Consider the following 15,540-nt stretch of genomic DNA (forward strand, 5'->3'; position numbering starts at 1 on the left):
CCTCAGGGTGTAGGGAGTTGAACATCATGTTCGGAAAAGCGGCCGTTTCCGGCTCCGAGGTGGCAGGCACCGCAATTGGAAGGCTTCTTCACGGCGTCCCAGACGCGCTTTGGCACTTCGTCGTGCTCGTGGAGAAACCAGCGCGATTCGGTAATGCGGAGTAGCGGCTGCGCCGGGGGCGGATTCGGTTCGCGCCGCGCGCCCTGCTCCAGATAGGCCTGGATCTGGCGCTGCACGTCAGGCTCCAGGCTGGCATCGGAATCGAAGTGGCGGTCCAGGCCTGCAAGCAAGGCGCGCCACGAGGATGCAGGGAGCAAGCGCGCAGGGTAGGGAACATGACAGGTTCCGCATTCCTCCGTGTATCGTGGATCCGGCGGGAGCTGCTTACCGCCGCTGGCTGCAGCCTCGACAGCAGCAAACAATAGAACAGTCATCAGGACGCTGAGTGGGAGTTTCATGGCTTCACCTGTTGAAGGCTTAGCAGATAGGTTAGAACATCGCCTTTTTCGCGGGGCGTGCAAGCCCGCTTGAGCACATCATTGCAATTGCGCCTGAACCATTTTTCGGTCTTGCGGGCATCCGTGAAGCGCTCGGGGTTGGCCGATGGCGCCAGGGGGGCTATCGCCTTGCTGGTCACCGCATGCCTGCCAGGACCCATCGGATTTTTGGTGTGGCAGGTGGCGCAGCTCCAGTCCCCGTGGGGCTCCTGGAAGAAGCGCTCTCCGGTCTGAGCGTCGAAGCCGACGAATCCCGTAGCGCTCGCCTTGGATTCGTTTGCGTATCTGTCCAGGATGTCGTCCGGCTGCTGTGCCGCTGAGCCGTTACCGGCCATCAGAAGTAGGATTATTATCCCGGCCCTCAAATTGGCCGGGTTAATGCGGGGCAGGGATGCCCCGGCGCGGCCAGAGGCCGCGTCAGCCAAGGTCGGCCGTGTTACGACCTTGGCGTCGGCCCGAAATACCAGGAGGGTATTTTGGGGCCTCATCAATAAAGGATAGGCTACTCGATTCATGGAACTCTCCGTCGCTTGCGGGGAGTGCAGAATCGCAGGGTTTGCTTAAGGCAACATTACGGCGGATAGAGAACGAAGGCCCACCACGGTTTGGCCTTGATGCCGTGTTTTTAAGCGGCCCTTCCGGTCACAGGACGGAAACCTCGAATTGCTCGAGTATCCGCACCAGTCGGATGAGGGGCAGGCCGACCAGGGCATTGGGGTCTTCCGTCTCCAGGCGCTGAAATAGTGCAATGCCCAGGCCTTCCGACTTGAAGCTGCCGGCGCAGTCGTAGGGCTGCTCGCGTTCCACATAGCGGCGGATTAGAGCATCATCGAGACGGCGGAAATAGACTCGGGTGCGGTCGAGATCGTGTCGAGACTGACCGCTTGCGGTATCCAGCACACAGATACTGGTCAGAAACTCCGCGCATTGGCCCGAAGCACGCCTCAGTTGCTCGAATGCAGCATCGGCGCCTCCCGGTTTGCACAGCTGTCGGCCATTCAGGAGCGCCACCTGGTCCGAACCGATGATCAGGGCATCCGGGAATTGCTCTTGAAGGGCTTGGGCCTTCTGCAGGCCAAGTCGAAGGGCCAGGCGTTCCGGTGTTTCGCCAGCAAGGGTGCTTTCGTCGACATGGGGAACTGCCGTCTCGAACGGCAGCCCCAGTTTTGCCAACACCTGGCGGCGATGCGGCGAACTGGAAGCGAGCACCAGGGAGCGGGGGAGGGGAGTCTGCATGTGAAGTGCGATTCCTTGGATGGGGGATGCGGTCTAAAAGGCAGATAATTTTGACAGTTTTGGGCGGTTCTCGGTATTATTCCGCGATTATGTCCGAGCACCTACCCGATTTCGTCGACCCTCTAGCCTTTGCGGAGAAGCGGCGGCGACTGGCTGGCACCATCAGTCTGGCGCGCATGAGCCAACTGGCTGATCTTCTCATGAATGATGCTGGTGAGGCGAGGGTGGACCTGCAGTTCGATCGGCAGGGCCGACGCGCCGTGGTGCGCGTCAAGGTGGTGGCGGAGCTGACGCTGCAGTGCCAGTGCTGCCTGGAACCCATGATCTGGCCGGTGGAAACCGAGGTCACGCTTGCCGTGGTGCGCTCCATCGACGAGGCCAATCTGTTGCCGGATGACCTGGAGCCCCTGCTGCTGGAGAGTGATGAGGTTGAGCTCATCGACCTCGCTCAGCATGAACTGATCCTGGCGGTGCCGCCCATACCGCAGCACGCGCACTGTGGCGGCAAGAAGCAGCGCGAGGAGGCGCCGGCAACAAGCGGCGCCAAAAGCCCTTTCGCCCAGCTCGCGGACTGGAAGAAGCTGAATTGACAACCAACCCATAACGTTAACCGGAGTAATTCCATGGCAGTACAACAGAACCGAAAGACCCGTTCCAAGCGCGGCATGCGCCGTTCCCACGATGCCCTGACGGCCAACGCGCTGTCCATCGAGCCTTCGACCGGCGAAACCCATCTGCGTCATCACGTCAGCCCCGATGGTTACTACCGCGGTCGTAAGGTGGTTGCCGGCAAGGAAGACGTGGCTGAAGTCGAAGAATAAATCGCTCCACTCGCGTCCCCTTTTGCCCTTTCCCGTTGGCCGGCTTTGACGGATGGCGGCCGGCGCACCGTACTTTGCGAATTCGAGATGCCAAATTTCTGTACGCTAGTTCATAGGGTTGTTCAGCCATGAGTGCGATGACCATTGCGCTGGATGCGATGGGTGGGGACCACGGTCCACAGGTTGTGGTGCCGGCGGCACTCGACATTCTGGGCCGTTATCCGGCATTGCGCCTGATTTTGGTGGGTGACGAGGCAAAGCTGAAGGATCACCTGAAGGGGGCCGAGACCGGCTTCGGCAACCGTCTCACCGTGCATCACGCCTCGGAGCAGGTGGAAATGCACGAGGCGCCTTCCAAGGCCTTGCGCGGAAAGAAAGACTCCTCCATGCGCGTCGCCATCAATCTGGTGAAAGAGGGCGTCGCCGGGGCCTGCGTCAGCGCCGGCAACACCGGCGCCTTGATGGCGATAGCCAAGTTCGTGCTCAAGACGATTCCTGGCATCGACCGGCCTGCCATCATCGCAACCGTCCCCTCGCTCAAGGGGCATACCCATGTCTTGGATCTGGGCGCCAACGTGGATTGCAGCGCTGAGCACCTGCGGCAGTTCGCGGTGATGGGTTACGAGCTGGTGCGGGCGGTCGAGGATATTCCCAATCCCACCGTCGGCCTGCTCAACATCGGCGAGGAAGAGATCAAGGGCAATGAACAGGTGAAGCAGGCGGCGCGTCTGATAGCAGGCTCCCACATCAATTTCATTGGCTATGTGGAAGGCAATGACCTATTCACGGGTACCGTGGATATCGTGGTGACGGACGGCTTCGTGGGTAATGTTTCGCTGAAGACCAGCGAAGGCGTGGCCAAGCTGATCAGTCACACCATGAAGGAAGCGTTCTCGGCCAACGTACTGACCAAACTGGCCGGTCTCATCGCCCTGCCGGTGTTGCGCTCCTTCCGCAAGCGGTTCGATCCGCGCCAGTACAACGGTGCCAGCCTGGTGGGCCTGCGCGGCATCGTCGTGAAGAGCCACGGCAATGCGGATCGCACGGCTTTCGCCCGTGCCATCGAGATTGCGGTGCTGGAGATCGAGAAGGCGGTGCCGGCGCGCATCGGGGAACGGGTCGCGGAGATCTTTGCCGAAGACCAGAGGCAGAGCGCGTGAGTCGGTTCTCGCGCATCACCGGCACCGGCGGCTATCTTCCGGAGAACGTCAGGACCAATGATGACATCGCGCGCATGGTTGACACATCGGACGAGTGGATCATGGAGCGCACCGGCATCCGCTGCCGCCATATCGCCGGCGACGACGAAACCGCCTCCAGCATGGGTGAAATCGCGGCCCGCCAGGCCATCGAGGCCGCTGGACTGCAGCCCCAAGACGTGGATCTCATCATCCTGGCCACCAGTTCGCCCGATCGGGTGTTTCCCAGCACCGCTTGTTTGCTGCAGCAACGCCTCGGCATCCGGCAGTGTGCCGCCTTCGACATCCAGGCGGCGTGTTCCGGCTTTATTTTCGCCCTGAGCATCGCCGATCAATACATCCGTACGGGGTTCGCCAAACGTGCCTTGGTGGTGGGCAGCGAGATCAATTCGCGCCTGGTGGACTGGAGCGACCGCGCCACCTGCATCCTGTTCGGCGACGGCGCCGGCGCGGTGGTGCTGGAGGGCTCGGATGAACCGGGCATTCTCAGCACCCATATCTGTTCCGATGGCCAGTACCAGGACCTGCTCTACCTGCCCAACTGGGGGTTGGAGGGGGATGAAGGCGAGCGATTCATCAAGATGCAGGGCAACGAGGTTTTCAAGATCGCCGTCAATACCCTCGGCCGCATCGTCGACGAGACCCTGGATGCCAACGGTCTCACCAAAGCCGATGTGGACTGGCTGGTGCCCCATCAGGCAAATATCCGCATCATCGCCGCCACGGCCAAGAAACTGCGCATGTCCATGGAGCAGGTGGTGGTGACCATCGAGGATCAAGGCAACACATCGTCCGCTTCGGTCCCCCTGGCCTTGAATGAGGCCGTGCGCGACGGCCGCATCCAGCGCGGACACAATGTTCTGGTGGAAGCATTTGGCGGCGGTTTCGCGTGGGGTTCCGCCCTGATCCGCTTCTGAAGGGAGAAAAACAATGACAACAGTGCTAGACAACGGCCTGGCCTTCCTGTTTCCGGGGCAGGGTTCCCAAAGCGTGGGCATGCTCAAGGAACTGGCGGCCGAGCACCCGGAAGTGCAGGCGACTTTTGCCGAGGCTTCGCAGGTGCTGGGGATCGACCTCTGGAAAATGACCAGTGAAGGCCCGGCGGAACAACTCAATCTCACCGAGAACACCCAGCCCGCCATGCTGGCGGCGGGGGTTGCGGCCTGGCGGGTGTGGCGAAAATGCTCACCGGTGCTGCCCGGGTGGATGGCCGGCCACAGCCTGGGCGAATACACGGCCCTGGTGTGCGCCGAATCCATCGAGTTCGCCGCCGCCATCGGCCTGGTGCGTGAGCGCGCCCGACTGATGCAGTCGGCCGTTCCGGCCGGGGTAGGCGCCATGGCGGCCATCCTGGGCCTGGACGATCCGCAAGTGGTCGGGCTGTGCAGCCAGATATCGTCCGACGCGGAGCTGGTTGCGCCGGCCAACTTCAATTCGCCTGGCCAGATCGTGGTGGCGGGGCATGCTGCCGCGGTGAACCGCCTGATCGAAGCCGCCAAGGAGCAAGGCGCCAAGCGCGCGGTCTTGTTGCCGGTGAGCGTGCCCTCGCACTGTCCTCTGATGGAGGAAGCGTCCGAACGTTTCCGTGCGGCGCTGGAGGCGGTGGCGGTCGAGACCCCCAAGATTCCGGTCGTGCACAATGTGGACGTGGTCAGCCATGCCGCCCCGGAGGTGATCCGAGCAGTGCTGGCGAAACAGTTGTGTGGCTCCGTGCGTTGGTCCGATTCGGTTCGATTCATGCATGAGCAGGGCGCTCACCGTTTCGTGGAATGCGGGCCTGGCAAAGTGCTGATGGGACTGGGCAAGCGCATCGTGGAGGGGCCGCGCTTCGAGGCGCTGTTCAGCCCCGATTCCCTGGCTAAATCCGTGGAGCTTGTGAAATGAGTGCTCAAGTAGCAATAGTGACCGGCGCCAGCCGGGGTATCGGTCGGGCCATCGCCATGCGCCTGGCGGCCGATGGACATACGGTGGTGGGCACGGCGACCACGCAGGGTGGCGCCGATAGCATCTCGGAGGCGTTGGCCAATGCCGGCCTGAAAGGCAAGGGCATGGTGCTGGACGTGGCCGACAGCGAGGCCGTGGAGGCCTTCGTCAAGGCGGTGTCAGAGGAATTCGGGGCTCCCACCATCCTGGTCAACAACGCCGGCATTACCCGGGACAACCTGATGATGCGGATGAAGGACGAGGAGTGGGATGCCATCATCCAGACCAATCTCACCTCGGTCTACCGCATGAGCAAGGCCTGTCTGCGTGGCATGGTCAAGGCCCGCCATGGGCGCATCGTCAGTATCACCTCGGTGGTCGGCGCCATGGGCAACGCGGGTCAGGCCAACTATGCGGCGGCCAAGGCTGGCGTCATCGGTTTTACCAAGTCGCTGGCGCGTGAATTGGGCTCCCGCAATGTCACGGTCAACGCCGTGGCGCCGGGGTTCATCGATACCGACATGACCCGTTCGTTGCCGGAGGAGCACAAGAAGGCCCTGCTTTCGTCCATTCCGCTGGCGCGCCTGGGTGAGTCGGAGGAAATTGCCGCGGCTGTCGCTTTTCTGTGCTCCGATCAGGCGGGCTACATCACCGGGGAGACCCTGCACGTCAACGGCGGCATGTATATGGCCTAGACGGTCAAGTGTCGGGGATGAGTGGCAATTTGTGCAAAACGTTCACTATCATCCTCGATCGTGCTATTGTTACGCCGCTTTTGGGGAGCCCGGACCCGATGGGCGGAAATACAAGAATTAAATGGCCGGTTTCGCGCAAAGTTTGTTTTGACCGGATTTCAAATTACAATTTCCCAAACGCTAAATTCAAGAGAAACATCGAGGATATAAGACAATGAGTGACGTTGCAGAGCGTGTTAAAAAGATCGTAGCCGAGCAGTTGGGCGTGAAAGAGGAAGTCTCCAACGAGGCTTCTTTCGTCGACGATCTCGGAGCCGATTCCTTGGACACGGTTGAACTCGTGATGGCTCTGGAGGAAGAATTCGAATGCGAAATCCCGGACGAGGATGCCGAGAAGATCACCACCGTCCAGCAGGCGATCGATTACATCGAATCCCACCTTTGATTTCGCGGCTGACGCCCCATGGGGACGCAGGTCCCCGTGGGGCGTTGTTTTTTGCAGCCGTGGTTTTTCCTTCCTGAGGAATTTCGTTGAACAAGAGACGTGTTGTAGTGACCGGTATGGGGATGGTATGCCCGGTCGGGTTGAACGTGGCGGAGTCCTGGGAGAATGTGCTCAATGGCAAGAGCGGTATAGGACCCATCGAACATTTTGATGTCAGCGATTTTTCCACCCGCTTCGGCGGTTCGGTGAGAAACTTTGACGTGATGGCCTATATCCCGGACAAGGACGCCAAGAAGATGGATACCTTCATCCATTACGGAATGGCAGCCGGTAGTCAGGCCTTCGATGACGCCGGCCTTGAGGTGACAGAAGCCAATGCGGATCGCATCGGCGTGGTGATCGGCTCGGGCATCGGTGGTATCACCGGCATCGAGAACGGGCACAGTGCCTTCCTCAAGGGCGGGCCGCGCAAGATCTCGCCGTTCTTCGTTCCCAGCAACATCATCAACATGATCTCGGGGAATTTGTCCATCAAGTATGGGCTGAAGGGGCCGAACTTCGCTATTGTCACGGCCTGCGCCACAGCGACCCATTCCATCGGCGACGCTTTTCGCCTCATCAGCTACGGTGATGCCGACGTTATGGTGGCGGGTGGCGCGGAGATGGCCACGTCTCCGACGGCCCTTGGCGGATTCGCCTCGGCGCGCGCCCTCTCGCGCCGCAATGATGATCCCCAGAAAGCCAGCCGGCCCTGGGATCGGAACCGTGACGGTTTCGTGCTCAGCGACGGCGCGGGCGTGCTGGTGCTGGAAGAACTGGAACACGCTACCCGGCGCGGTGCCCGCATCTATGCCGAGCTCATCGGTTACGGACTGAGCGGTGATGCCTACCACATGACGCAGCCCCCGGAGAGTGGCGAGGGTGCCGCGCGCTGCATGCGCCACGCCCTGCGGGATGCGGGTCTGAACGGCGATCAGCTGGATTACATCAACGCGCACGGCACGTCCACACCCGCTGGTGATTTGGCGGAAACCAAGGCGATCAAGGCGGTTTTGGGCGAAGCGGCATACCACACGCCGGTGAGTTCCACCAAGTCCATGACGGGTCACATGCTGGGCGCCGCTGGCGGCGTGGAAGCCATATTTTCCGTGCTGGCCCTGCGCGACCAGGTGATTCCCGCGACTATCAACCTGGACGACCAGGATCCGGAGTGTGATCTGGATTATGTGCCGCATACGGCCCGCCAGGCCAAACTGGACGTGGTGATGTCCAATTCGTTCGGCTTTGGCGGCACCAACGGTACCCTGATCTTCCGCCGTTTCGCCTGATCCGGCGGAGTTCCACCCGGAGCCGTTCGAGGCTCCGGGCCTTCATGCCTCAAGGCATGGAAAGCTTATCGTGCGCCCGCGCCTCCCGCGAGCGCTCAGCGTTCAAGCGAAGTTGTGTGAACCATCCTGCGGCGGCAAGCGATGCGCTCTAGCGAGACAGCCCTGATCAATGGCTCGGAAGCTGTTTCAGTCGATCTGACTGACCGCGGATTCCAGTACGGCGACGGGGTGTTCACGACTTTGCGCATCGCCGGCCGGCGTCCCCTGCTGCTACCGCTGCATCTGGACCGTTTGGCGTCCGATGCCGAGCGCCTCAGAATTCCCTTTCCCGGAAACACGGTTCTTGCGGCCGAAAGTAAGCTGTTGGCCGAGGCCAACGGCGATGGGGTGCTCAAGATCATGCTGACGCGTGGCAGCGGCGGCCGCGGTTACCGTATCCCGGCCGAGGCGCATGCTACCCGCGTCCTGCGCTGGCACGCCTTACCCGACTATCCGGAAGACGCCGCCGTGCTTGGCATCCGGGCGCGATTCTGCAGCGCCACCCTCGGCATCAATCCCGCGCTGGCAGGCATCAAGCACCTCAACCGTTTGGAGCAGGTGCTTGCCAGGATGGAATGGGACGAGGAGGATATCCGTGAAGGCCTGCTATGCGACAGCGAAGGCTTCGTGGTCGAGGGCGTCATGAGCAACCTGTTTCTGCGCATGGGCGGAAGGCTGTTGACGCCCAAGCTCGACCGTTGCGGCGTGCGTGGCGTGATGCGCACCCATGTGTTGCGGCTGGCTGCGGCGGAGGGGCTGATCGTGGACGAGGGGCGATTCAGGCCTGAGTCGATTTTGGCGGCGGATGAACTGTTCCTCACCAACAGCGTCATCGGCCTTTGGCCGATCCGCGAACTGGACGGTCGTGCATTTGCCGTGGGCCGGCTCACGCGCTGGATGGCTGCCCGAATCGCGGATACCCTGCTGGAGGAAGCGACGTGTCCCGCCTGATCGGTCTTGTCTTTATCTCGGCCAGCTTCCTAATTGGCTGGTTGTGGATGGACTACCGTGATTACCCGGACACGCTGTTGGGAAACGCTTCCCCGGTGGTGTTCGAGGTCGGCAAAGGGCAGGGGTACAGTGCGGTCGCCGATCAGTTGGCAGGCCTGGGCCTGGTGCGCAAACCGCGCTGGTTCCGCTATTACCTGGTGTCTTCCGGTGCGGCGGCACGGATCAAGTACGGTGAGTATGAGGTCCCGCCCGCGATCACTGTCCGAGATCTGGTGTCCATGCTGGTTGCCGGCAAGGTCCGCCAGCATGCGGTGACCTTCGTCGAAGGCTGGCGTTTCCGGCAGATGCGCGAACGGCTGCAGCAGGAGCCGGGTCTCGAACAGCAATTAGCCGGCAAATCGGACGCTGAGGTCATGACCCTGCTGGGGGCGCCCGGCCAGCACCCGGAGGGTCTGTTCTACCCCGACACCTATTTCTATACCAAGGGCATGTCGGACCTGGCCATCCTGGGGCGCGCCTATCGCAGAATGCAAACGGTGTTGGACGAGGAATGGCGGGGCCGAGCCGAGGGTTTGCCCTGGCTGACGCCTTACCAGGCCTTGATCATGGCATCCATCGTCGAGAAGGAGACAGGACGTCCCGAGGAACGGGCGCGCATTGCAGGGGTGTTCACGCGCAGGCTGGCTCAGGGCATGCTCTTGCAGACCGACCCAACCGTCATCTACGGGATGGGGGACAGTTTCATGGGCGACATCCGGCGCGCAGACCTGGTTCAGGACACGCCCTATAACACCTATGTGCGTCCGGGGCTGCCGCCCACGCCCATCGCCTGTCCCGGCGCCCAGGCCATCCATGCCGCGCTGCACCCCGAGCCGGGTGACAGCCTGTATTTTGTTTCTCGCGGCGATGGCACCCATGTGTTCTCCAGGTCCCTGGACGAGCACCGGCACTTCGTGGAGCAGTTCCAGAAGGCGCGCAAGCATGAGTAAAGGAAAGTTCATCACCCTGGAGGGCGGCGAGGGCCTGGGCAAGAGTACCAACCTGGCCTTCGTCAAGGAATGCCTGGAACGGCGTGGCAGGCGGGTCATCGTGACGCGGGAGCCGGGCGGCACGCCGCTGGGAGAGCAGGTGCGGGCCATCCTGCTGGGAGACGGACAGGTGTCTCCGCCGACGGAACTGCTGCTGGTTTTTGCGGCCCGCGCCCAGCATGTGCAGGACGTGATTCGGCCAGCGCTTGAAAACGGCGACTGGGTGGTGAGCGACCGCTTCACCGATGCCAGTTATGCCTACCAGGGTGGCGGGCGTGGCATCGACGCGGCCGTCATCGCCAGCCTGGAGCGCTATGTGCAACAGGAACTGGAGCCGGATCTGACCCTGTTGTTCGATGCGCCGGTCGAAGTCGGGCTGGCCCGGGCAAAGCGCCGCGGCGCTGCGGACCGTTTTGAATCGGAAGACCTGGACTTCTTCCGTCGCATCCGCGAGGCGTATCTGGCGCGCGCGCGCAGCGTACCGCAGCGTATCCGACTGATCGACGCCAGCCAGGCCCTACCAGCCGTGCAGGATCAGATCCTGCGCTGCATCGAGGCCTTGTGAACGGGTTGCGCTTCGAGAACTGTCCCTGGCTGGCTACGCCATGGTCTCTGCTCGCGTCCTACGTCGATGCAGGACGCGTGCCGCAGGCGCTGCTGCTTTCAGGTAAGGAAGGCCTGGGCAAAGGCCGTATGGCGGATGCCTATGCGCGCCGGCTGTTGTGCCGCGACCCCGTGGGCGCATACGCCTGCGGGCACTGTCCGGCCTGCCAGTTGGTCGAGGCGGGCAATCATCCCGACTACCTGCGGATTGAACCGGCTGAGCCCGGTAAACCCATTACGGTGGACGGTATTCGCGGACTGATCGGGCTGCTGGCCCTGACGCCGCAGTATAGCGGACGGCGAGTGGTGATCCTGAGCCCGGCGGAGCAGATGACAGTGGCGGCGGCCAACAGTCTGCTGAAGACTCTGGAAGAGCCCGATGAGCACACAAGTCTGCTTTTGATCAGCGAGGTGCAGGACCAACTGCCGGCAACCATTCGCAGCCGCTGTCAGCGTCTGGATATCGCCACGCCGGGACGCGCGGAGGCATTGCGATGGCTCACGGTCAACGGCTGCGGCGAGGATGCCCAGGTCCTCTTGTCCCTGGCCCAAGGCGGGCCGTTCAAGGCGCTGGCGTTCAAGGCGGACGATTTGATCCGGTCACGTGCAGGTTTCTTTCGCCTCTGGAGCGAGGTCGCGGCCGGTCAGTCGGATCCGGTGCTCGCCGCGGAGGCCTGGCAGAAGCATCCCGGCGAACAACTGGTTGACTGGCTGAACAGCTGGACCTGCGATCTGGTCCGGCTGCGCGCCGCGCCGGACTGCGGCTACCTTGACAATTCCGATCTGCGCGAGGGCTTGCAGGGCCTGGCGTCGCGGCTAGAATTAAGGCAGCTATTCCGCTTGCGGGATATCATTGGCCAGGGCCGCAGGCGGCTGGCGGGCCAGGCTAACCGACAAATGGTTCTGGAAGAAATACTGATCCACTGGTCGCGACTGGCGACCAAGGGCTGACAACGGACACGACATCATGAGTGAAGCCCAGACACCGGCGCGCCAAGGCATCCTGTCTCTGACCATCCGCGACAAGAATGCGCTCTATGCGGCTTATATGCCCTTCGTCAAAAATGGGGGCTTGTTCATACCCACCAACAAGCCCTATCAGTTGGGGGATGAAGTGTTCATGCTGCTCAACCTGATGGAGGAAACCGACCGTATTCCGGTGGCCGGCAAGATCATCTGGATCACGCCCAAGGGTTCCGAGGGTTACCGCTCCACCGGCATCGGGGTACAATTCAGCGAACAGGATGGGGGCACCACCCGCAGCCGCATCGAGAACTATCTGGCCGGCGCCGTGGAAAGCGACCGTCCGACCCACACCATGTAGACATCCGCCCGAATGGCCTGCGCGGCGCGCACCTGCGGGCCAACCAAGCGCACACTCTCCAGCATGCTGATCGACTCCCACTGCCACCTGGACCGCCTCGATCTGGGTCCCTTCAAGAACGATTTCGCCGCCTTCGTTGAAGACGCCAAAGAACAGGGCATCGAGCACATGCTCTGCGTATCCATCAGCCTGGAGGTCTATCCGGCCATGCTGAGCCAGGTGGAAGCGTATGACTGCATTTCCGTATCCGTCGGCGTGCATCCCAACGAGCAGGACTGCCGCGAGCCTGACGCGGAAGAGTTGGTGAAGCTGGCCGCCCATGCCAAAGTGGTGGCGATCGGCGAGACCGGCCTGGATTACTTTCGCAGCGAGGGCGACCTAGGGTGGCAGCATGAGCGTTTGCGCACCCATGTCCGGGCCGCCCGGGCCTGTGGAAAGCCCCTGATCGTGCATACCCGCGAGGCGCGGGCGGACACCTTGAGGATATTGAGGGAGGAGAATGCCGCCGAGGTGGGTGGCGTGTTCCATTGCTTCACCGAGGATTGGGAGACTGCCCGGCAGGCTTTGGACCTGAACTTCCATATTTCCTTCTCCGGCATCGTCACCTTCCGCAACGCCGCTCAAATCCAGGAGGTTGCGCGCAAGGTGCCGGAGGAGCGCTTCCTCATCGAAACGGACTCGCCTTACCTGGCACCCATTCCGCACCGCGGAAAGCCCAACTATCCCCAGTATGTGCGGCACGTGGCGCGCTTTGTGGCTGAGTTGCGGGAAAGCTCGGAAGAGGCCGTTGCGGAAGTCAGCAACCGCAACTTTCGCGCCCTCTTTAAAAACGGCTGAGGCCTGTGTTCACGCCTTGGCTTCACCGGCAAGCCAGGCGCGAAGCTGACTGCCATTCATCGCGCCGCTGACGCGCTTGGCTTCCCGTCCCCCGCGGAACAGCACCAGCGTCGGTATGCTGCGTATGCCAAACTGCTGGGCCAGGCCCGGTTCGGCTTCGGTATCCACTTTGGCGAACAGGACCTGAGCAGCGAACTCCGCGGCGGTCGCAGTGAATATCGGGGCCATCATCTTGCACGGGCCGCACCAGGCCGCCCAGAAGTCCACTATGACAGGCAGTTCGCTCTTGCCCACGTAGTTTGCAAAGCGGGTTTCGGTCAACTCGATCGGCGCGCCCGGAAGCAGGCGCGTGCGACACTTGCCGCACACGGGCTGGTCACTGAGACGGGCCTCGGGAAGCCGATTGGTCACTCCACAACGCGGGCAGACAAGGATCATGTCGCACTCCGAAGATCAGTCGGCAGGATGCAGCAGGGCGTCCAGTTTTCCGGCACGGTCCAGGGCCGCCAGATCATCGAATCCGCCCACATGGGTGTCGCCGATATAAATCTGAGGCACCGTGCGCCGGCGGGTTTTCTCCATCATTTCCACGCGTAATTGGGGATCGAGGTCCACGCGGATTTTCTCGATGTCCTCTACACCCTTGCTGCGCAGAAGGCGCTCGGCCATCAGGCAGAAGGGGCAGATGGCCGTGCTGTACATCACGACTTTGTTCATGGGTGGTCTCAGGACTTGGCCGGTGCTTGCCCGCAGGTTTCCGGGACGCCGAGTTTCTTCAGGATCATGTCGAGGGGACAGAACTGGGTGAATCCGCTCTGGAACAGGTTGGCGCCGACGAAGGCGGTGAACCACAGCCAGTAGGAACTGACATAGACAGGGCTGGCCTCCACGCCGAGGCTCAGGGACAGCAGGACGAAAAATCCAGCGACGATGCGAACGATGCGATGGGTGGTCATGGGAGGCTCCCGCTTCAATTTAATCAAACTCTAATATGCCGCCGACCCGGGACGATTTCAACCCAGTCCGTAAGGCTTGCATCGGCAGAAGCCGGCCTGCGTCGGTGTGCAGCCGCGGGGATGACCGGGCCGATGCTGTGCGACGTGGTATCGGGCAGAATCATAACAGGTGCGCGAGGGCCGGATGTGCGGCGAGCAGTTCCTGATGAAAGCCATCGATGCGGACGAGATCCTGGCGTGCCTCAGGTTCCAGAGTGACCGGCACCTCCGCCGCCGTCATCATGGGGTGGCTGCTGAGGAAGATCAGGCGGTCGGCCAGTGAGATCGCCTCCCGCAGGTCATGGGTGACGAACAACACGGTGTGCGGTCTTTCGCGCCAGACCCGCACCAGCAATTGCCGCACCCGACGGGCCGTGGGGGCGTCCAGGGAGACGAAAGGCTCGTCCATGAGCAGCAGTTCGGGCTGGGTGGCGAAGGCGCGCACCAGAGCCACGCGGCGGCTCATACCCACGGAGAGGCGCTGCGGGTACTGATGCTGCACCTGGGCCACGTCCATGGCTTGCAGGAGATGCTCGATTAGGTCAGGGTCAACCGGTTCGGAAAGCGCCAGTTCGACATTCTGGCGGACCGTGCGCCACGGCAGCAGGCGCGGGTTCTGGAACACGTAGGCCATCCGCGGACGATGGTTATCGGGCGTGGATCGGATCGTGCCTTCGAAATCAGGGTCGAGGCCGGCGAGAATATTCAGCAGAGTAGTTTTACCGCATCCGGATGGTCCGACCAGGCAGACAAACTCCCCGTCCGACAGGCTGATCCGCAGATCGCGGATGATCACTGGGTCGACCGAGTGCGCTCCGTTGCTGTAGGTTTTGCGATCGATGCGTATCTGGATGGACTTCATCGCTTCCACTGCGCCGCGCGCCGTTCCAGGGGCTTCATCATCGCGGTCTCGATCACCTGCATGACGATGATGAAGGCCAGGGTGTAGGCCAGAATGGCCGATACATTGAACATCTGGAAGAACAGGTGGAGCTGATAGCCCATGCCGTTGCTCAGGCCGAGCAGTTCAACCACCAGGATGATCTTCCAGATCAGGGCGAGGCCATTGCGCCCAGCGGCCAGGAAAAAAGGGAACAACTGCGGCAAGGTCACGTGGCGTAAGGTCTTGAGACGGCCGAAGCGATAAGCCTGCGCCATTTCCATGAGATCACGGTCCAGGCTCCGGGCTCCTTCCCGCAGGGTGACCACCACGGTGGGCAACTTGTTGATCACCACGGCGGTGATGGCGGCCGCTTCAGACAGTCCGAACCAGACATAGCACAGAATGATGCTGACCAACGCCGGTATATTGAGGAAGATCAGCAACCAGCTGTCGAAGAACCGGTTGTAGGCCTCGTGACGGCCGAGCAGCAGGCCAATGCCGCTGCCCAGCGACATGGCCAGGAGGAAGCTGGCTGCTAGCCGGCCCAAGGTCATGCCCAGGTGGTAGGGCAATTCACCGCTCCGCACTTCCTGGCCGAACACCGTCAACACGTCAAAGGGTGTCGGAAGAGCGGGCGAGTGCGCCGCTCTGGCCGCAATCTCCCAAATTCCCACGAAGAGGAGAATAGAGAGGCTGCGTAGCATCAGATTGTTGGCCATGGCTCAGGTCATGTGTG

Annotated in this window: 22 protein-coding genes; 14 read left to right on the forward strand and 8 right to left on the reverse strand. The window is 62.0% G+C overall.

Annotation, left to right across the window (positions count from 1 at the left end; genetic code table 11):
* Positions 1-2: 2 nt before the first annotated feature.
* The 3 genes from EK23_RS22380 to EK23_RS05175 all read right to left on the reverse strand — a co-directional run bounded on the left by EK23_RS22380 (position 3) and on the right by EK23_RS05175 (position 1,733).
* Entirely contained in the window at positions 3-458 is a 456-nt protein-coding gene (locus EK23_RS22380) for a diheme cytochrome c (protein WP_045224225.1), read from the reverse strand.
* Positions 455-1,012, reverse strand: coding sequence for a DUF1924 domain-containing protein (locus tag EK23_RS05170; RefSeq protein WP_200892094.1), 558 nt, complete (start codon positions 1,010-1,012; stop codon positions 455-457). Before EK23_RS05170 ends, EK23_RS22380 begins: the two co-directional genes overlap by 4 nt.
* A gap of 127 nt (positions 1,013-1,139) precedes the next feature.
* Positions 1,140-1,733, reverse strand: coding sequence for a Maf family protein (locus EK23_RS05175; protein ID WP_045224226.1), 594 nt, complete (start codon positions 1,731-1,733; stop codon positions 1,140-1,142).
* Between the two features lie 89 nt (positions 1,734-1,822).
* Here EK23_RS05175 and EK23_RS05180 point away from each other — a divergent pair, with 89 nt between their 5' ends.
* The 14 genes from EK23_RS05180 to EK23_RS05245 all read left to right on the forward strand — a co-directional run bounded on the left by EK23_RS05180 (position 1,823) and on the right by EK23_RS05245 (position 12,926).
* Positions 1,823-2,323, forward strand: a complete 501-nt coding sequence (locus EK23_RS05180; protein WP_045224227.1) for a YceD family protein — start codon at positions 1,823-1,825, stop codon at positions 2,321-2,323.
* A gap of 33 nt (positions 2,324-2,356) precedes the next feature.
* On the forward strand, positions 2,357-2,554 hold the full coding sequence (rpmF, locus tag EK23_RS05185) for a 50S ribosomal protein L32 (protein ID WP_045224228.1): 198 nt from the start codon (positions 2,357-2,359) through the stop codon (positions 2,552-2,554).
* Between the two features lie 137 nt (positions 2,555-2,691).
* On the forward strand, positions 2,692-3,714 hold the full coding sequence (gene plsX, locus EK23_RS05190; protein WP_200892100.1) for a phosphate acyltransferase PlsX: 1,023 nt from the start codon (positions 2,692-2,694) through the stop codon (positions 3,712-3,714).
* Positions 3,711-4,670 (forward strand): beta-ketoacyl-ACP synthase III, encoded by a 960-nt coding sequence (locus tag EK23_RS05195; protein ID WP_045224230.1) that lies wholly within the window; start codon positions 3,711-3,713, stop codon positions 4,668-4,670. Before plsX ends, EK23_RS05195 begins: the two co-directional genes overlap by 4 nt.
* Before the next feature lie 13 nt (positions 4,671-4,683).
* Entirely contained in the window at positions 4,684-5,637 is a 954-nt protein-coding gene (gene fabD, locus EK23_RS05200; RefSeq protein WP_045224231.1) for an ACP S-malonyltransferase, read from the forward strand.
* On the forward strand, positions 5,634-6,371 hold the full coding sequence (gene fabG / locus EK23_RS05205; RefSeq protein ID WP_045224232.1) for a 3-oxoacyl-ACP reductase FabG: 738 nt from the start codon (positions 5,634-5,636) through the stop codon (positions 6,369-6,371). Before fabD ends, fabG begins: the two co-directional genes overlap by 4 nt.
* Before the next feature lie 214 nt (positions 6,372-6,585).
* Complete coding sequence (acpP, locus tag EK23_RS05210; protein WP_045224233.1) at positions 6,586-6,816, forward strand: acyl carrier protein; 231 nt, start codon at positions 6,586-6,588, stop codon at positions 6,814-6,816.
* A gap of 86 nt (positions 6,817-6,902) precedes the next feature.
* Positions 6,903-8,144 carry a beta-ketoacyl-ACP synthase II gene (fabF, locus tag EK23_RS05215; RefSeq protein ID WP_045224234.1) on the forward strand — a complete coding sequence of 414 codons (1,242 nt, stop codon included), beginning with the start codon at positions 6,903-6,905 and terminating at the stop codon, positions 8,142-8,144.
* A 141-nt stretch (positions 8,145-8,285) separates the two neighbouring features.
* The gene (gene pabC / locus EK23_RS05220) at positions 8,286-9,134 is read left to right on the forward strand and encodes an aminodeoxychorismate lyase (RefSeq protein ID WP_045224235.1); all 849 of its coding nucleotides are present in this window, start codon (positions 8,286-8,288) and stop codon (positions 9,132-9,134) included.
* On the forward strand, positions 9,122-10,123 hold the full coding sequence (mltG, locus tag EK23_RS05225) for an endolytic transglycosylase MltG (RefSeq protein ID WP_045224236.1): 1,002 nt from the start codon (positions 9,122-9,124) through the stop codon (positions 10,121-10,123). Before pabC ends, mltG begins: the two co-directional genes overlap by 13 nt.
* On the forward strand, positions 10,116-10,727 hold the full coding sequence (gene tmk / locus EK23_RS05230; protein WP_045224237.1) for a dTMP kinase: 612 nt from the start codon (positions 10,116-10,118) through the stop codon (positions 10,725-10,727). Before mltG ends, tmk begins: the two co-directional genes overlap by 8 nt.
* A complete protein-coding gene (locus tag EK23_RS05235) occupies positions 10,724-11,716 on the forward strand; it encodes a DNA polymerase III subunit delta' (protein WP_235281914.1) in 993 nt (330 codons plus the stop codon). The genes tmk and EK23_RS05235 overlap by 4 nt, the downstream gene beginning before the upstream one ends.
* A 16-nt stretch (positions 11,717-11,732) precedes the next feature.
* A complete protein-coding gene (locus EK23_RS05240; protein WP_045224238.1) occupies positions 11,733-12,089 on the forward strand; it encodes a PilZ domain-containing protein in 357 nt (118 codons plus the stop codon).
* A gap of 63 nt (positions 12,090-12,152) precedes the next feature.
* Positions 12,153-12,926 (forward strand): TatD family hydrolase, encoded by a 774-nt coding sequence (locus tag EK23_RS05245; protein ID WP_045224442.1) that lies wholly within the window; start codon positions 12,153-12,155, stop codon positions 12,924-12,926.
* A gap of 9 nt (positions 12,927-12,935) precedes the next feature.
* Here the strand turns inward: EK23_RS05245 and trxC are convergent, their stop codons facing one another.
* The 5 genes from trxC to EK23_RS05270 all read right to left on the reverse strand — a co-directional run bounded on the left by trxC (position 12,936) and on the right by EK23_RS05270 (position 15,523).
* Positions 12,936-13,364 carry a thioredoxin TrxC gene (gene trxC / locus EK23_RS05250; protein ID WP_045224239.1) on the reverse strand — a complete coding sequence of 143 codons (429 nt, stop codon included), beginning with the start codon at positions 13,362-13,364 and terminating at the stop codon, positions 12,936-12,938.
* A gap of 15 nt (positions 13,365-13,379) precedes the next feature.
* Positions 13,380-13,643 carry a glutaredoxin 3 gene (grxC, locus tag EK23_RS05255; protein WP_045224240.1) on the reverse strand — a complete coding sequence of 88 codons (264 nt, stop codon included), beginning with the start codon at positions 13,641-13,643 and terminating at the stop codon, positions 13,380-13,382.
* A gap of 8 nt (positions 13,644-13,651) precedes the next feature.
* Positions 13,652-13,882 (reverse strand): YgaP family membrane protein, encoded by a 231-nt coding sequence (locus EK23_RS05260; protein ID WP_045224241.1) that lies wholly within the window; start codon positions 13,880-13,882, stop codon positions 13,652-13,654.
* A gap of 160 nt (positions 13,883-14,042) precedes the next feature.
* Entirely contained in the window at positions 14,043-14,783 is a 741-nt protein-coding gene (locus EK23_RS05265; RefSeq protein ID WP_045224242.1) for an ABC transporter ATP-binding protein, read from the reverse strand.
* Positions 14,780-15,523, reverse strand: coding sequence for an ABC transporter permease (locus tag EK23_RS05270; protein ID WP_097990872.1), 744 nt, complete (start codon positions 15,521-15,523; stop codon positions 14,780-14,782). The genes EK23_RS05265 and EK23_RS05270 overlap by 4 nt, the downstream gene beginning before the upstream one ends.
* Between the last annotated feature and the right edge of the window lie 17 nt (positions 15,524-15,540).

Origin of the sequence: Methyloterricola oryzae, assembly GCF_000934725.1 — a bacterium.
GTDB lineage: Bacteria > Pseudomonadota > Gammaproteobacteria > Methylococcales > Methylococcaceae > Methyloterricola > Methyloterricola oryzae.

Bases quoted from the DNA above. Each gene is read 5' to 3' on its own strand.
- EK23_RS22380 (WP_045224225.1), bottom strand. From the start codon at position 458: ATGAAACTCCCACTCAGCGTCCTGATGACTGTTCTATTGTTTGCTGCT.
- EK23_RS05170 (WP_200892094.1), bottom strand. From the start codon at position 1,012: ATGAATCGAGTAGCCTATCCTTTATTGATGAGGCCCCAAAATACCCTC.
- EK23_RS05175 (WP_045224226.1), bottom strand. From the start codon at position 1,733: ATGCAGACTCCCCTCCCCCGCTCCCTGGTGCTCGCTTCCAGTTCGCCG.
- EK23_RS05180 (WP_045224227.1), top strand. From the start codon at position 1,823: ATGTCCGAGCACCTACCCGATTTCGTCGACCCTCTAGCCTTTGCGGAG.
- rpmF (WP_045224228.1), top strand. From the start codon at position 2,357: ATGGCAGTACAACAGAACCGAAAGACCCGTTCCAAGCGCGGCATGCGC.
- plsX (WP_200892100.1), top strand. From the start codon at position 2,692: ATGACCATTGCGCTGGATGCGATGGGTGGGGACCACGGTCCACAGGTT.
- fabD (WP_045224231.1), top strand. From the start codon at position 4,684: ATGACAACAGTGCTAGACAACGGCCTGGCCTTCCTGTTTCCGGGGCAG.
- fabG (WP_045224232.1), top strand. From the start codon at position 5,634: ATGAGTGCTCAAGTAGCAATAGTGACCGGCGCCAGCCGGGGTATCGGT.
- acpP (WP_045224233.1), top strand. From the start codon at position 6,586: ATGAGTGACGTTGCAGAGCGTGTTAAAAAGATCGTAGCCGAGCAGTTG.
- pabC (WP_045224235.1), top strand. From the start codon at position 8,286: ATGCGCTCTAGCGAGACAGCCCTGATCAATGGCTCGGAAGCTGTTTCA.
- tmk (WP_045224237.1), top strand. From the start codon at position 10,116: ATGAGTAAAGGAAAGTTCATCACCCTGGAGGGCGGCGAGGGCCTGGGC.
- EK23_RS05240 (WP_045224238.1), top strand. From the start codon at position 11,733: ATGAGTGAAGCCCAGACACCGGCGCGCCAAGGCATCCTGTCTCTGACC.
- EK23_RS05245 (WP_045224442.1), top strand. From the start codon at position 12,153: ATGCTGATCGACTCCCACTGCCACCTGGACCGCCTCGATCTGGGTCCC.
- trxC (WP_045224239.1), bottom strand. From the start codon at position 13,364: ATGATCCTTGTCTGCCCGCGTTGTGGAGTGACCAATCGGCTTCCCGAG.
- grxC (WP_045224240.1), bottom strand. From the start codon at position 13,643: ATGAACAAAGTCGTGATGTACAGCACGGCCATCTGCCCCTTCTGCCTG.
- EK23_RS05260 (WP_045224241.1), bottom strand. From the start codon at position 13,882: ATGACCACCCATCGCATCGTTCGCATCGTCGCTGGATTTTTCGTCCTG.
- EK23_RS05265 (WP_045224242.1), bottom strand. From the start codon at position 14,783: ATGAAGTCCATCCAGATACGCATCGATCGCAAAACCTACAGCAACGGA.
- EK23_RS05270 (WP_097990872.1), bottom strand. From the start codon at position 15,523: ATGGCCAACAATCTGATGCTACGCAGCCTCTCTATTCTCCTCTTCGTG.